Annotated in this window: 13 protein-coding genes; 7 read left to right on the top strand and 6 right to left on the bottom strand. The window is 59.6% G+C overall.

All coding sequences use genetic code 11. From position 1 onward, the window contains the following. Positions 1-84 precede the first annotated feature (84 nt). Positions 85-378, top strand: a complete 294-nt coding sequence (locus tag I6E81_RS01980) for a DUF4193 domain-containing protein (RefSeq protein ID WP_100389298.1) — start codon at positions 85-87, stop codon at positions 376-378. On the opposite strand, the gene I6E81_RS01975 is transcribed toward I6E81_RS01980, so the two are convergent. Continuing rightward, complete coding sequence (locus I6E81_RS01975) at positions 353-808, bottom strand: DUF3093 domain-containing protein (protein WP_197105742.1); 456 nt, start codon at positions 806-808, stop codon at positions 353-355. The two genes, I6E81_RS01980 and I6E81_RS01975, sit on opposite strands and share 26 nt — an antisense overlap. 69 nt (positions 809-877) lie before the next feature. On the opposite strand from I6E81_RS01975, the gene dut reads away from it, so the two are divergent. The 5 genes from dut to dxs all read left to right on the top strand — a co-directional run bounded on the left by dut (position 878) and on the right by dxs (position 7761). Further along, complete coding sequence (dut, locus tag I6E81_RS01970) at positions 878-1342, top strand: dUTP diphosphatase (protein WP_197105741.1); 465 nt, start codon at positions 878-880, stop codon at positions 1340-1342. After that, complete coding sequence (locus tag I6E81_RS01965; RefSeq protein WP_197105740.1) at positions 1339-1947, top strand: DUF3710 domain-containing protein; 609 nt, start codon at positions 1339-1341, stop codon at positions 1945-1947. The genes dut and I6E81_RS01965 overlap by 4 nt, the downstream gene beginning before the upstream one ends. After that, a complete protein-coding gene (locus I6E81_RS01960; RefSeq protein WP_197105739.1) occupies positions 1944-2675 on the top strand; it encodes a DUF3159 domain-containing protein in 732 nt (243 codons plus the stop codon). Before I6E81_RS01965 ends, I6E81_RS01960 begins: the two co-directional genes overlap by 4 nt. 181 nt (positions 2676-2856) lie before the next feature. Then, positions 2857-5673: an aconitate hydratase gene (locus I6E81_RS01955; RefSeq protein WP_307784080.1), complete on the top strand. Its 2817-nt coding sequence runs from the start codon at positions 2857-2859 to the stop codon at positions 5671-5673. 141 nt (positions 5674-5814) lie between these two features. Then, positions 5815-7761, top strand: coding sequence for a 1-deoxy-D-xylulose-5-phosphate synthase (gene dxs / locus I6E81_RS01950; RefSeq protein WP_197105737.1), 1947 nt, complete (start codon positions 5815-5817; stop codon positions 7759-7761). 128 nt (positions 7762-7889) lie between these two features. Here dxs and I6E81_RS01945 read toward each other — a convergent pair whose 3' ends face one another. From I6E81_RS01945 to I6E81_RS01930, 4 genes are all read right to left on the bottom strand, one after another. Continuing rightward, on the bottom strand, positions 7890-10013 hold the full coding sequence (locus tag I6E81_RS01945) for a 3-hydroxyacyl-CoA dehydrogenase NAD-binding domain-containing protein (protein WP_197105736.1): 2124 nt from the start codon (positions 10011-10013) through the stop codon (positions 7890-7892). A gap of 2 nt (positions 10014-10015) precedes the next feature. Then, the gene (locus I6E81_RS01940) at positions 10016-11212 is read right to left on the bottom strand and encodes a thiolase family protein (protein WP_197105735.1); all 1197 of its coding nucleotides are present in this window, start codon (positions 11210-11212) and stop codon (positions 10016-10018) included. Between the two features lie 77 nt (positions 11213-11289). Then, positions 11290-12546, bottom strand: coding sequence for an HRDC domain-containing protein (locus I6E81_RS01935; protein WP_307783866.1), 1257 nt, complete (start codon positions 12544-12546; stop codon positions 11290-11292). Beyond that, positions 12539-13135 (bottom strand): DUF3000 domain-containing protein, encoded by a 597-nt coding sequence (locus I6E81_RS01930; protein ID WP_197105733.1) that lies wholly within the window; start codon positions 13133-13135, stop codon positions 12539-12541. The genes I6E81_RS01935 and I6E81_RS01930 overlap by 8 nt, the downstream gene beginning before the upstream one ends. 79 nt (positions 13136-13214) lie before the next feature. On the opposite strand from I6E81_RS01930, the gene I6E81_RS01925 reads away from it, so the two are divergent. Next, the gene (locus I6E81_RS01925; RefSeq protein WP_197105732.1) at positions 13215-14423 is read left to right on the top strand and encodes a S9 family peptidase; all 1209 of its coding nucleotides are present in this window, start codon (positions 13215-13217) and stop codon (positions 14421-14423) included. Positions 14424-14485: 62 nt separating this feature from the next. Here the strand turns inward: I6E81_RS01925 and I6E81_RS01920 are convergent, their stop codons facing one another. Next, positions 14486-14923: a SufE family protein gene (locus I6E81_RS01920; protein ID WP_197105731.1), complete on the bottom strand. Its 438-nt coding sequence runs from the start codon at positions 14921-14923 to the stop codon at positions 14486-14488. Between the last annotated feature and the right edge of the window lie 6 nt (positions 14924-14929).

Below are 14929 nucleotides of genomic sequence, written 5' to 3'. Positions count from 1 at the left end.
TCGACGGTTTGCAATTCGTCTCGCTTTCATGGAGACTGTGCCCGCCGATTCCGGTGATTCAACGTAAAAAAGAAGTGGATGGGCATGGCCACCGACTACGACGCACCTCGTAAGACCGACGACGACTCCGAGTCGATCGAGGCTCTTAAAGAGCGTGTTCCTGACAAAATGTCGGGCTCGGTTGACGTCGACGATTCAGACAACCCGGCGAACTTTGAGCTTGCCGGCGCAGACCTTTCTGACCTGGACCTCGATGTGGTCGTTCTGCCTCCACAGGCGGACGAATTCACTTGCGTGAGCTGCTTCCTCGTGAAGCACCGCTCGCAGGTCGACCACACAACCAAGCTGGGCGCTATTTGCCTGGAGTGCGCAGCCTAGACTGCGCGATTGCTCCAGCTAACAATTCGGGAGTGCGACTCGACAACAACCAATACGGTGTCGGGTCGCTCTCATCGAGTAGCTCAAGTTTGACCACGGGCGAGACCCACCCTCGAATCATCAGCCAGGCACGCGCATCCAGTCGCTGCCCGCGTTCGAGCGTCGCTTCATCACCGGTGTAACTCGTGACTTCGCCGATGATGGCTATCGGCAGTCGAGCACTTCCCGCACGAAGTTCTTTGTCGTCGACAGTGATCTTTGGTGCAGACCACAGCAGGAACAGCACGATCCCGATGTAGAGCACTGCTGCGGTGATGTATCCCACAAAGATATTGATCGGCAGGAACACCAAAATGCTCGCGGGAATGATGAGTGCGGTGCTGATGTAGAGCCACGCTGTGGGCCACAAGCGTTCACGGTAGTAAGTCACTCATCCATTACACACTGATTTTGCGTCGGGCGTTTCGGGCCGACGCCTTATTTGCACTAGCCTCGACTCGTGATTGACAACGTAGAGGTGCTTATTTCAGCAGGCCAAACACCTGCGTACGCGCACCCGGGGGATGCCGGTGCTGACCTGTATTCGGCGGGTAACTACACTCTCGCCCCCGGTCAGCGTGAGACTGTCGCGACGGGCGTCTCGATCGCCCTGCCCGACGGCTATGTGGCGTTCGTGGTGCCTCGCAGCGGTCTTGCTGCCCGCCACGGCATCACGGTGGTCAATAGTCCAGGAACTGTGGATGCCGGCTACCGGGGTGAAATCCGCGTTACGTTGCTCAATACTGATAGTTCAGCCACATTCGAGATTGAACCGGGCGATAGAATCGCGCAATTGATCGTTATGCCCGTTTCTCGGGCCAGATTCATTCCCGTTTCTACTCTTCCCGGAAGTCATCGCGGTGAGTCGGGCTTTGGTTCGACTGGATACCGCGCAGAGTCAACACAACAAGGAGCCACTTCGTGAGCGACACCACTGAAACCGATCAGCCGCAGGATCACCCGAAGTCCGCGCCGGAGAATCGTGCGACTGATGGTCCTCTCGACGAAAGCGAAGCGAATGCGGTTCGCCCGTATGTCGATCTCGGTGGCGTGAAGATTCTTCCGCGTCAAGAGCTTCATTTGCGCCTCGAAGTCGAGGAAGCAAGCAAGCGCGTTGTCGCCGTTGGGCTCGACTACGCCGGTTCGACCCTCCAAATTCAACCTTTTGCTGCGCCCCGGTCAAGCGGACTCTGGCACGAGATTCGTGAGCAGATCATCGATCAGGTCCACACGCAGGGTGGGACAACGAAGGTCTCTGATGGTCCTTTCGGTCCTGAGGTATTCGCTGAGATCCCTGTCGCCGGCAAACCGGGCGAGAAGCGAATCGCGCGTTTCGTCGGAGTGGATGGCCCGCGCTGGTTCCTGCGGGGAGTAATCGCCGGTGAGGCGCTTACTAGTCCGGAAGCAGCAACCAAGATCGAAGATTTGTTCCGCTCGATTGTGGTCATCCGTGGCACTACGCCGATGCCTCCTCGTGACCTTATCCCGCTCCACATGCCAGCAACGGGTGAGAAAGAAACTCAGGCGTGAGTTCGGTCGACGAACCGTCGAACGCCCCTGGCGATGATCAGGTTTCCGCGGATCCGACGGTTCGTGAAGCGTTAGCCGCGGCGGCCCGTCGCTCTGCCGTTGGCCACGTTGCACCAGGGGAAGCACCGACCTCTGGCGCTCTGCTGGCAGCAATGGGAGGAGTGCGCGGCTTGGTGGAGTCCATTTTGCCGGGGCTCGCTTTCTTGGTGATCTTCACGATCACTCAAGAGTTGGTCGCTTCCGTCGTGGCTCCCGTCATCGTGGCGTTGGGTTTCGTCGCCGTCCGTCTAGCGACGAGAACTCCGGTCTCGTCAGCGATGGTGGGTGTTGTTGGCGTTGCGCTCTCTGCAGGCCTTGCGCTTTTTACCGGCCGTGCTGAAGACAACTTTCTCCTCGGTTTCGTCATCAACGCCGTTTTCCTGGTCGCGATCGTGGTGAGCGTGATTGCGCGACGACCCCTCGTTGGCCTTATCGCGGCGTTGCTGGTGCCAACCGCAGCTGATTGGCGAGAGGACAAGGCAAAGTTTCGCGTTGCACTCATCGCAACCGTGCTCTGGGCAGGCCTATTCTCAGTGCGATTGGGTATCGAACTTCCCCTTTATTTCGCCGAAGCAACCCAGGCCTTGGCGACCATGAAGCTTCTCCTCGGCGTTCCGCTGTACGCCGCAGTGCTGTGGGTTACATGGCTTCTCATGCGCACGGCTTACGGGCGCACAGCGTCCGAGTAGTTCTTCACCATCGCCGTGGCGTCGAGGCGAGCGGATGACGATGGTGTATATTTATCTCGACGTCAAGATACTTTTGGCCGCGATCGCAGCGCGCTTGTTGCGATTCAGCCTTAGGCTTGCCTTGCTGGATGCAGCGCACGCTCCGCGCAAGGATTGAAGAACCGTAGCAAGGGAGATGACAGTGTCGACAGTCAATAGTTTTGGGTCGAAAGACACCCTCACAGTCGGGTCATCCGACTATGAAGTGTTCCGCATCGACAAGGTAGCGGGATACGAAAAGCTACCGTTTAGCCTCAAGGTTCTGCTGGAGAACCTGTTGCGTACAGAAGACGGTAAGAACGTCACGAAGTCGCAAATTGAATCCCTCGGGTCGTGGGTGCCCAGTGCAGACCCCGACACCGAGATCCAGTTCACGCCTGCACGCGTTGTTATGCAGGACTTCACGGGTGTTCCGTGCATCGTCGACCTCGCCACTATGCGTGAGGCCGTCGCTGAACTTGGGGGAGACCCCACCAAGATCAACCCACTCGCGCCAGCAGAGCTCGTGATCGACCACTCGGTCATCGCCGACCTCTTTGGTTCCGACAATGCGCTTGAGCGCAACGTTGAGCTTGAGTATGAGCGCAATGGTGAGCGCTACCAGTTCCTTCGTTGGGGCCAGAGCGCGTTCGACGACTTCAAGGTTGTTCCTCCGGGAACCGGAATCGTTCACCAGGTCAACATTGAGCACCTTGCTCGTGTCACCTACACGCGTGAAGTTGACGGCAAGACTCGGGCATTCCCCGACACCCTCGTCGGCACCGACTCGCACACCACGATGGTCAACGGCCTCGGAGTGCTCGGGTGGGGCGTCGGTGGAATCGAAGCCGAGGCAGCAATGCTTGGCCAGCCCGTTTCGATGCTCATCCCCAAGGTGGTCGGTTTCAAGCTCAACGGCACGATCCCCGCCGGCGTCACCGCGACCGACGTTGTTCTTACGATTACGCAAATGTTGCGCCAGCACGGCGTCGTTGGCAAGTTCGTTGAGTTCTACGGTGAGGGAGTCGGCGCAGTGCCGCTCGCCAACCGTGCAACTATCGGAAACATGAGCCCCGAGTTCGGTTCTACTGCCGCGATGTTCCCCATCGACGACGTGACCCTTGACTACCTGCGCCTCACCGGCCGCAGCGAAGAGCAGGTCGAACTCGTCGAAGCGTACGCAAAGCTTCAGAAGCTCTGGCACGACCCGAGCGTCGAGCCTAGCTACAGCGAATACATTGAAATGGATCTCGGAACCGTCGTTCCGTCGATCGCTGGACCGAAGCGCCCTCAGGACCGCATCGAGCTCACCAAGGCCAAGAGCCAGTTCGAGATCGATCTCAACAACTACGCCTCGATGGATCACTCCAAGGTCGACGCTGCGGTTGAAGGAACGTTCCCGGCATCCGATCCAGTGGGTCTCACTCCGCAGGATGAGGACTCGGCTCACGAGCGTTCACACTCGCACGCTAGCCATGCGCCTTCGACGGCCTCGCAGCCGACTTCGGTCAAGGTCGACGGCGGAGAGCCGTTCACAATCGACCACGGTTCGGTTGCCATTGCTGCAATCACGTCCTGCACGAACACGTCTAACCCTTCGGTGATGCTTGCTGCTGGCCTCTTGGCTCGCAATGCGGCAGCTAAGGGCTTGAAGTCGAAGCCGTGGGTCAAGACCACGCTGGCTCCCGGCTCTAAGGTTGTCACTGACTACTACGCCAAGTCGGGACTTGATGAGTCGCTTGAGGCCCTCGGTTTCTACACCGTCGGTTATGGCTGCACTACGTGTATCGGTAACTCCGGTCCGTTGGAAGATGAAATCTCCACCGCGATCAATGAGAACGATCTTGCGGTCACCGCAGTTCTTTCCGGTAACCGTAACTTCGAGGGTCGCATCAACCCCGACGTGAAGATGAACTACCTCGCGAGCCCGCCGCTGGTTATTGCTTACGCCCTTGCCGGAACGATGAACTTCGACTTCGACAACGATGCACTTGGCCAGGACCAGGAGGGCAACGATGTCTACTTGAAGGACATCTGGCCCGACGCCGCCGAAGTTCAGGCGACGATCGATTCCTCGATTGACCGTGAGATGTTTACCCACGAGTATGCGGGTGTCTTTGACGGTGACGAGCGTTGGCAGAATCTGCCGACGCCGACCGGTTCCACTTTCGAGTGGGATGACGAGTCGACTTACGTGCGTAAGCCCCCGTATTTCGAGGGAATGACCATGGAGATCACTCCGGTCAGCTCGATCACGGGTGCTCGCGTTCTCGCCAAGCTGGGTGACTCGGTCACGACCGACCACATCAGCCCCGCCGGTTCGATCAAGGGTGACAGCCCCGCTGGTATCTACCTCGCGGAGCACGGCATCGACCGCAAGGACTTCAACTCCTACGGTTCGCGTCGGGGAAACCACGAAGTAATGATTCGCGGAACGTTCGCCAACATCCGTCTTCGCAACCAGCTTCTCGATGGCGTTGAGGGTGGCTACACTCGCGACTTCACCACGCCGGATGCCGAACAGTCGTTCATCTATGACGCAGCTCAGAACTACGCAGCTCAGGAAACTCCGCTCGTCGTTCTTGGTGGCAAAGAGTACGGCTCGGGTTCGTCGCGTGACTGGGCAGCCAAGGGAACAAGCCTGCTCGGTGTCAAGGCCGTAATTTGCGAGAGCTTCGAGCGTATTCACCGCTCGAACCTCATCGGAATGGGCGTTCTGCCCTTGCAGTTCCCTGAAGGTCAAAGCTGGGAGTCATTGGGACTTGACGGTACCGAGAGCATCAGCATCTCGGGCGTCGAAGAGCTCAACGATGACCGCATCCCGAGCACCTTGCACGTTGTGGCCGAGCCGACCGCTCACTCGCCCGAGGGCAAGGCAACGATTGAGTTCGACGCGAAGCTTCGCATCGATACTCCCGGTGAAGCTGACTACTACCGCAACGGTGGCATCCTTCAGTATGTATTGCGTTCGCTGGTCTAACTAGCGGATACACGACAGGCGCGCGGCGGAGAGCATTGCTCTCGCCGCGCGCCTTTTGTGTGTGCTGCTGAGGCTGTGGGTCGTCCCAGAACCTCATGCACATTTGTTCAAAACGCGCACGAAGAAGCCTAGACTGGATGCATGAATTTACTCGAGGGAATCAACGGTCCCCGAGATCTTGACGGTCTCTCCACGGCGCAACTTACTCAACTCGCGCAAGAGATTCGTGAGTTTTTGATCGAGAACGTTTCGCGGACTGGTGGGCATCTTGGCCCCAATCTGGGCGTTGTAGAACTCACCACCGCTATTCACCGGGTGTTCGATTCCCCGCGGGATGCTGTGGTATTTGATACCGGACATCAGAGTTACGTTCACAAGATTCTTACCGGTCGCAAAGACTTCGCGAAGCTTCGGTCGCAAGGCGGACTCGCGGGGTATCCGCAGCGTTCCGAATCCGAGCATGACATTGTCGAAAGCTCGCACGCGTCTAGTTCCTTATCCTGGGCTGACGGAATCTCCCGTGCTTTCGAAATGACGGGGCAGGGCGATCGGCACGTGGTTGCCGTTGTGGGTGATGGTGCCCTCACCGGCGGCATGACGTGGGAAGCGCTCAACAACATCAGTGATGACAACAGCCGCAACCTCGTGATTGTCGTCAATGACAACGGTCGTTCCTACGCGCCAACTATTGGTGGCATGGCACACTTCCTCAACAGCGTGCGAACGCGGCGTTCCTACCGCTCGCTCCACGGCTCAAGCGAGCGATTCTTTGGTGCATTTGGTGGGCCTGGGCGCGCTCTGTATCGCGGTATCCGCGGTGGCACCCACGGCTTCCTCTCACGCTTCAGCAACAACGAAGCCCTGTACTCCAATCTCGATATCAAGTACTTGGGTCCGGTTCACGGCCACGACATCGGTGCACTCACCGAGGCACTCCAGCAGGCGAAGTCGTACGGTGCGCCGGTAATCGTTCATGCGATTACCGAGAAGGGGCGTGGCTACGAGCCTGCTCTTATGGATGTCGCTGATCAGTTCCATGCGGTTGGCCAGATCGACCCGGTGACAGGCGAACCGATCGAACCCAGCGGTGCGGCATCCTGGACCTCGGTCTTTTCTGAGGAGATCGTCAAGCTTGCGGATGAGAATCCACGACTCGTCGGTATCACTGCAGCGATGTTGCGCCCTACCGGGCTTCACCGCTTTGCAGAGAAGTATCCCAAGCGGGTCCATGACGTTGGCATCGCCGAGCAGCATGCGGTTACGTCTGCCGCCGGACTCGCCTTTGGTGGGTTGCATCCTGTTGTGGCGCTCTACGCCACCTTCATGAACCGGGCGTTTGATCAAGTTTTGATGGATGTCGCACTCCATCGTGCCGGAGTAACCTTCGTGCTCGACCGAGCCGGCGTGACCGGTCCCGATGGTGCCAGTCATCACGGAATGTGGGATCTTGCGCTCTTGCAGGTCGTGCCCAACATCCGCATTGCCGCACCTCGCGACGCTGCGCGCCTCCGTGAGGAGCTGGGGGAGGCTGTGGCGGTCGACGATGCGCCAACCGTCATTCGCTTCGCTAAGGGCACTGTAGGCACCGAGTACGACGCCGTGCGGCGCACTGATGATGGCGTCGATGTGTTGCGGGAAGACGATCAGCGTGATGTTCTCATCGTTACGGTCGGTTCGATGGCTAAGACCGGGTTGCAGGTCGCTGAACTCCTTGCGGCTCAGGGCATTGGTGCCACTGTGATCGACCCTCGCTGGGTGGTTCCGGTGCCCAAGAGCGTGATTGACTTTGCTGCTGACCACCGCATCGTGATTACGATCGAGGATGGTGTGCGCGTGGGAGGAATCGGCACGCGCATCAGACAAGACATGCGGGCCAATGGTGTCGATACTGCGGTAAACGAGTTGGGATTGCCTGACAGCTTCCTCGACCACGGTAGTCGCGATTACATCCTCGACCAGGTCGGGCTGACACCTCAGCACATTGCTCGCGATGTGGTCGCTCAAGTGTTGGGGAGCAAGATCCCCGTGGCTCGTCCGCTGGCGGATCGCGACTCCGAAGAGTTCCGGTTGCCCGCCGAGCGCGGCTAGCCGCCTCGGGCCGAACGCCCGAGTAGTCTCTGTGGCGTTGCGGCGAAACCCCTTGATTAACAGCCGAAGGCCCGGTTCAGAACTGATCTGAACCGGGCCTTTGACGGATGCCGTCTATCGACGAAGGGCTACTGCACTCCGCGAATCGGCGGGTTGTGGAACGTGCTGCCGAATGCTCGCTCCGAAGCTCCCGCGCGGTCGAGGTACGGTGTGACGCCACCCATCTGGAACGGGTAACCCGCGCCGAGAATGAGGCAGAGGTCGATGTCCTCCGCCGCGGCCACGACGCCGTCTTCGAGCATCCGGTGAATCTCATCGGCCAGACCATCTTCGATCCGGATCTGAAGCTCCTCGGACGTCATCGGCGTTTTTCCGCCCTTGACGATCTCGACGGCCTTCTTGGAGACGCCCTTTGACTTGCCCTTGTTGTCGCGGTCGAAAATGAATCCGAGTTCGGCGAGCTTGTGAAGGTTCTCACTCTCGAAGAATCGGTCGGGGAACGCGGCATGGTGAGTGTCAAGAACGTGAGCTCCGACCTTCAGGCCGACCAACTCGAGGAGTTCGAAGGGAGTCATCGGCAGACCGAAGGGGCGCGTCGATTCTTCAACAACTTCGAACGGCGTGCCGGTATCCACAGCGTGCATGGCCTCGCCGAGCACCTTAGCGAGAATGCGGTTCACGACGAAACCAGGGGTATCGGTCGTGATAACAGCGTTCTTGCGGAGGTTCTTGGCCGTAACCATGGCTGTTGCGAGCGACTCATCGTTGGTGTGCGGGGTCTTCACGACCTCAATCAGCGGCATTACTGCCACCGGGTTGAAGAAGTGGAAGCCCACGACGCGCTCAGGGTGCTTGAGCTTGGCTCCGATTTGTTCCACCGACAGGGAGGACGTGTTCGTCGCCAAGATCGTCTCGTCAGAGATGTACTGCTCGACTTCAGCAAAGACGGCCTGCTTAGCGCCGAGTTCTTCATAGATGGCTTCAATAACCCAGTCGCAGTCAGCGAAGTCAGCCTTGTTGGTTGTGCCCGTGACGAGAGCCTTGAGACGGTTGGTGTCGTCAGACGAGAGACGACCCTTCTCATGCAACTTGTCGATTTCGGTGTGAATGGCGGCAACGCCGGCATCCGTTGCGGTCTGGTCGAGGTCAGTGATGACAACGGGGACCTGCAGTCGACGGACGAAAAGCAGTGCGAACTGACGTGCCATGAGCCCGGCGCCAATAACGCCAACCTTGGTCACCTTGCGCGCAAGCTCCTTGTCGGGAGCTCCCGCTGGGCGCTTTGCGCGCTTCTGCACGAGATTGAAGGCATAAATGCTCGCCTGGAACTGGTCACCGGAGATCATGTCGGCGAGAGCGTTGTCCTCTGCTTCGAAACCGGTCTTCTTGTCGGTGTTCTTGGCGGCCTTGAGCAGCGCGAGAGCAGCGTAAGGAGACTTGGCAACGCGGCCGATGCGGTTAGCCAGCATCTTGTCGGCGATGCCGATAGCGACATCCCACTTCACGGTGCGTTCGATCTTGCCCGGCTCGTTCTTGCGCTTGACCTTGGTGGTGCCAGCGATGACTCCGTCGGCCCAGCGGATTGAGTCTTCAAGGAAGTTTGCCGGACCAAACATGGCGTCGGCGATGCCGAGTTCGAAGGCCTCTGGGCCCTTGAGCATCCGGTTGTTCTTGAGTGGGTTTTCGATGACGACCTTGAGGGCGTTTTCGATACCGATCAGGTTGGGGAGCAACCACGCGCCACCCCAGCCAGGAATCAGTCCGAGGAAGACCTCGGGAAGCGCGAACGCAGGAACCGAGCTGTCGATCGTGCGGTAGTCAGCGTTGAGAGGAATCTCAACACCGCCACCGAGGGCAAGCCCATTGACGAATACGAACGATGGCACGCCAAGTTCGCTGAGCTTGCCGAGCGCCCAGTGGCCCAACTGAGCCATCTGCTTGCCGGTCTCGCGGTCGGGGATTTCGCTTACCTTTGAGAGGTCAGCACCGGCCGCGAAAATGAAGGGCTTGCCCGTGACAGCGACACCGTGGATTTCGCCAGCGGTCGCGCGTTCCTTTTGCTCGTCGAGGACCTTCGCGAACTCGAGCAGAGTTGCCGGGCCGAGAGTGTTTGGGCGGGTGTGGTCCTTGCCGTTGTCGAGCGTAATGAGCGCGAGAGTGCGACCCGCGGAGAGCGGTACATCACGCACGAAGGAGTGAGTAATTACCTCGTCTTTTGCGAGGTCCGAAAGACGTGCGAACTGTTCGGTCATTGTTACTTTGCTCCCTTGTAGTTCGGGTTTTCCCAAATGACTGACCCACCCTGGCCGAGACCAACGCACATCGCGGTGAGGCCGAACTGCACCTCGGGGTGCTGTTCAAATTGGGCAGCAAGCTGGATCATCAGGCGAACACCCGACGACGCAAGCGGGTGGCCCATCGCGATAGCGCCGCCCCACTGGTTGACACGAGGATCTTCGTCATCGATGCCAAAGTGATCAAGCAGCGACAGAACCTGAACCGCAAAAGCTTCGTTCAGCTCGAAGAGGCCGATGTCGTTGATCGTCAAGCCAGCCTTACGGAGCGCCTTCTCTGTGGACGGGATCGGGCCGATGCCCATGATCTCCGGTTCCACGCCAGCGTAGGCGAAGCTCACCATGCGCATCTTGGGCTTCAAACCAAACTCGCGTGCGGCATCCCCGCTAGCAATAATGCTGGCGGTTGCACCGTCGTTCAGCCCGGAAGCGTTGCCAGCGGTAATGCGTCCGTGTGAACGGAAGGGCGTCTTGAGCGCTGCAAGGCCCTCAAGAGTGGTTTCGGGGCGCAAGCCTTCGTCGCGGGTGGCCAAGCCCCAGCCGGACTCGCTCTTGGTGGCAACCGAGATGAGGTCAGGCTGGATGTTGTTCGCGTCGTACGCGGCGGTGGCGCGCTGTTGGCTGCGCAGTGCGAACGCGTCGGAGCGTTCCTTGGTGAGATGAGGGAAACGGTCGTGTAGCTTCTCGGCCGTGTTGCCCATGTTGAGAGCTTCAGGATCGACGAGCTTTTCTGAGAGGAAACGAGGGTTCGGGTCAACGCCCGAGCCCATCGGGTGATGGCCCATGTGCTCGACGCCACCAGCGATTGCGAGATCGTAGGCGCCGAACGCGATGCCGCCAGCCACGTTTGTGACGGCCGTCATGGCACCGGCACACATGCGGTCGATCGCATAGCCGGGAACAGACGTGGGCAGTCCAGCCAGCAAAGCAGCGCTGCGACCGATCGTGAGGCCCTGATCGCCGGTCTGAGTTGTTGCCGCGATAGCGACTTCGTCGAAGCGATCCTTGGGGATTTGCGGATTCCGCTCCAGCACACCAATCATCGCCTTGACGACGAGGTCATCGGCTCTGGTATTCCAGAACATGCCCTTCTCGCCTGCACGTCCAAACGGAGTACGGACTCCATCTACGAATACAATCTCAGTTTCCTTGGCCACAATGCCTCCACTAAATCCTTGGATGTAGCACTGATCCTAGGCTGGGGAGATTAGCGGATGGAATCCTTTGACTGTTCCTACGACTTGGTGTCCGCGGAGTCCTCAGGCGTTTGGTTGGCTTCGACAAAGGCTTCGGCGATTGACTGTGCAGATACGTCAAGTTGCCAGCGGCGGGCGCCGAGCGCCGTGAGGGCGTCTGAGATGCTGTCGACCGTGATCTCCGCCGGTGGGTTCCATGCCACACGCCGCAAGTGATCGGGCGTGAGCAAGTTCTCAATGGGGATAGACATCTCCTCAGAGAACTCTGCCATGAGGGCACGAGCCGCTTTGAGGCGACGATCCGCTGCGGGGTTCTTGTCTGACCACACTCGTGGTGGCGGCAGAGTGTCGCTGGCCACTCGCGATGCTGGAATGTCAGTAGACGCTAGCCCGGCCAAAATGGCCTGCCACCAGCGATCAATCTGGGTGCGGCTCGCGCGCCCGCTGAATTCTCGGAGGCTCGACAGCTCCCGCTTCGACTCCGGCAGCAATTTTGCGGCAGACAGCAGGGCGGAGTCCGGAACGAGGCGGCCAGGGGCAGTATCGACTTCTCGCGCGTAGGCGTCGCGGGCCAACCACAGCTCGCGCGCTACAGCCAAGTTTTTGCCGCCGCGAATGGAATGAACTCCGCTCAGCCGGCGCCATGGTTCGGCGCGCACGTGGCTCAAGTCACGAGCAAGAACTGACTCGAATTCTTGGCGCGCGATCTCGCTCTTGTCGTCGCCCTCAAGTACGTCGCCGAGCGCCTCGCGAAGATCTACGAGCAACTCAACGTCGAGCGCGGCGTACACGAGCCACGACTGGGGAAGTGGCCGCGTAGACCAGTCCGCTGACGAATGTTCCTTTGCGAGATGGATGCCCAACAAGTGTTCCACGACGGTTCCGAGTCCCACCCGCGGGAGGCCAGCGATCCGCGCCCCCAGTTCGGTATCGAACAGGCGCGTTGGGTGGAGGCCAACTTCACGCAAGCAGGTGAGGTCCTGTGTCGCTGCGTGCAGAATCCACTCTTCCTCAGCGATAACGTCGTTCAGCTCGCTAAAGTCACCAATGGCCGGCGGATCGAACAGAAAAGTACCCGCACCGCGACGGAAGATCTGGATGAGATAGGCGCGCTGCGAGTAGCGGTAGCCGCTTGCTCGTTCTGCGTCTATTCCGATAGGGCCATGGCCGGCAGCGATGGCTGCCACGGCGGCAAGATATTCGTCCCGATCGTCAATGACGTCAACGGGAACATGAGGGGCTTGGGTAGCGTGCGACTCGCCCTCGGGGGCTGCACTGTCGGTGGCGCTACTCACGCCCAGCTCTACGGGCCGACAACATAGTGACTCCTTCATTCGTGGGAGGAAGTCCGGCAAGCATGCAGACTAACTCGCTCCAGCCTTCCACATGTGCGGCGATATCGAGGTCTTGGGGGCTCCAAGACGCGCGAAGTTCGATTTGGGCGCCATCCGGTTGGGACTCAAGTTCGCCAAATCCAGTGGAGAGAATACGGGTCGCGGTTCCCGACACCTGGTCGTATTGTGCACCCCTGCTATCGAGAGCATCGACGAGCCAGGACCAGGTAACTTCACTCAGAAACTGGTCAACACCGATCTCGGGTTCGAGCGGCGCCTGAGCAAAACAGATGATCCGGAATTCGCCCTCCCACGCCTCGGGAGACGAGGGGTCATACAGAAGCACGAACCTGCCGGTGCCAAGATCGGAGTCTTCGCCGTGACGAGAGGGCGTGACATCCGCAGCTAAAGCAAAGGACCACGGGGCAATCTGCGTTGGTGCTGAAATCTCGGTAATGGCGAGCTCAGGGCGCAAAGTCGCAGCACGAAGCGACTCAACCGCTGAAGCAAATGCCGCGGGTGGTGTTGGTCCAGCTGGCGAATCGGGCACGAGTGAAGATTAGGCTTTAGGAGAACGATCGCTAGTGAGGCACGCCGCGCTAGGGCGGCTGCGAGACGGAGGTTTAGGGATGCGGGCACGGGATCGCTTGCGCATAGTCGCCGGAATCGCCGGCGGGGTCGCTATCGGGGCGGCCGCAATCGCCGCGATCGGAGTAGCGGTCGGTGCCGCGCTTTCAGTCTTTGTAGCGCGTCGTGTGGTGACGCCGCCGGGCCGAGCCGACAGTAACCTGCGAATTCTCGCTGTGGGGGAGTCCACGATCGTCTTGTCGTCGGCAGAGGAGAGCAGAGCGCCCGGTCGATTCAGCCTGTGGTTCGCCGACGAAACCGGATTCGCACGCATCGGGCCCGTGGTTTCGCAGGGCGCGCAGTGGGTTGCGCGGGAACTCATCGACGTTGAAACCGGTGTTCCGCATCCGGGAGACAACGCGCGCACGAGTGGATGGTTTTATCTGACGCCGGCTGGGCTGGGGCTTAAGTACTCTGAGGTGCTGATTCGCACAGAGCTCGGCTTCGCGCCCGCGTGGTTGATCCCCGCGGATTCGCCGAGCGCCACGTGGGCAATCCACATTCATGGTCGAGGAGTGCAGCGGCCAGAGACAGTGCGCGCGCTAGGTGAGTTTCACGATGCTGGAATCACTTCGCTGTCAATTTCGTACCGGAACGACACTGAAGCGCCCGATTCGGCAGATGGCCGGTATGGCTTAGGTTCCACCGAATATCGCGATGTTGACGCCGCGATCGCCTACGCACGTTCCGCTGGTGCCGAGCGCATTATTCTCATGGGCTGGTCAATGGGCGGAGCGACTGCGCTTCACACGCTGATCCGATCTCGCTATCGAGACATGATTATGGGGCTGGTGCTCGACTCGCCTGTCATCGCCTGGGGTCCGACGCTCGCGCTGCACGGCGACTTGAACCGCATCCCGTCGTTGATTCCTCGTGCTGCGGTAGCTGTACTGGGGAGCGACCAAGCCCAGTTTCTCGTGGGAACGGAGAACCCACTCGACTTCGCCACGCTGAACTTCGTCGAGCGCGCTCACGAGCTGGATCGCCCTATTCTGCTTATGCACAGCGAAGACGATGGCTACGTTCCCGTCGAACCCTCTCGAGCGTTGGCCGAGGCTCGACCTGACATTGTCACCTACGAGGAGTTCGACACCGCAGGTCACACGCGATTGTGGAACTATGACAGCGAACGCTGGCTATTGGCCATCCGCTCGTGGCTCGCAATCCAACGGGGTATGGATGCTGCCGCTGACGTCACCGACGTAGCGTAGGGCTAACAACGCGGGGTCGATGCACACTGTCCCGGCTGCGTGGCCTCTCTGAGCGAGAGCAGTTACGCGATGCTCTTCAGTCGAATTTGTCGCTTTGCCCGCGCCAACATGCCCGTCATGCCGCGCAATCTCAGCGGACTAACGGCTTTGGCAAGTCCCAGAGACTGCGGGTAATCGTCAGAGAGTTCTAATACCTCTTTGCTACTGAGGCCCGACAATCCTTGCGCCAAGATCGAAGCGAAGCCCCGAGTGGTCGGCGCCTCTGGTGGTGCCGTCGCGAACATGTGTACGACGTCGTTTTCAACCTCGATGAAGATGAAAACGGGGGACTGGCACTCCTCGACCCGTTCGAACAAATCGGGGTGGTCGCGGTACCGGTCTGGCAACTCCGGAAGCTCGTTCGCGAACTCCAGCAGGAGCTGCAGCCGATCCCGTAGTTCGAGCCCCAGAAAGTCGTCACGAATTTCGGCCAACTGGGATGGGATCTGCTGCTCACTCACCGCTTT

Origin of the sequence: Salinibacterium sp. NG22 (assembly GCF_015864925.1) — a bacterium.
In the GTDB taxonomy this organism is placed as follows: Bacteria; Actinomycetota; Actinomycetes; order Actinomycetales; family Microbacteriaceae; genus Rhodoglobus.
This window is presented reverse-complemented; position numbering and strand designations above follow the sequence as displayed.

Coding starts and splice junctions, on each gene's coding strand:
- I6E81_RS01980 (WP_100389298.1), top strand. CDS start 85: ATGGCCACCGACTACGACGCACCTCGTAAGACCGACGACGACTCCGAG.
- dxs (WP_197105737.1), top strand. CDS start 5,815: ATGAATTTACTCGAGGGAATCAACGGTCCCCGAGATCTTGACGGTCTC.
- I6E81_RS01945 (WP_197105736.1), bottom strand. CDS start 10,013: ATGACCGAACAGTTCGCACGTCTTTCGGACCTCGCAAAAGACGAGGTA.
- I6E81_RS01925 (WP_197105732.1), top strand. CDS start 13,215: ATGCGGGCACGGGATCGCTTGCGCATAGTCGCCGGAATCGCCGGCGGG.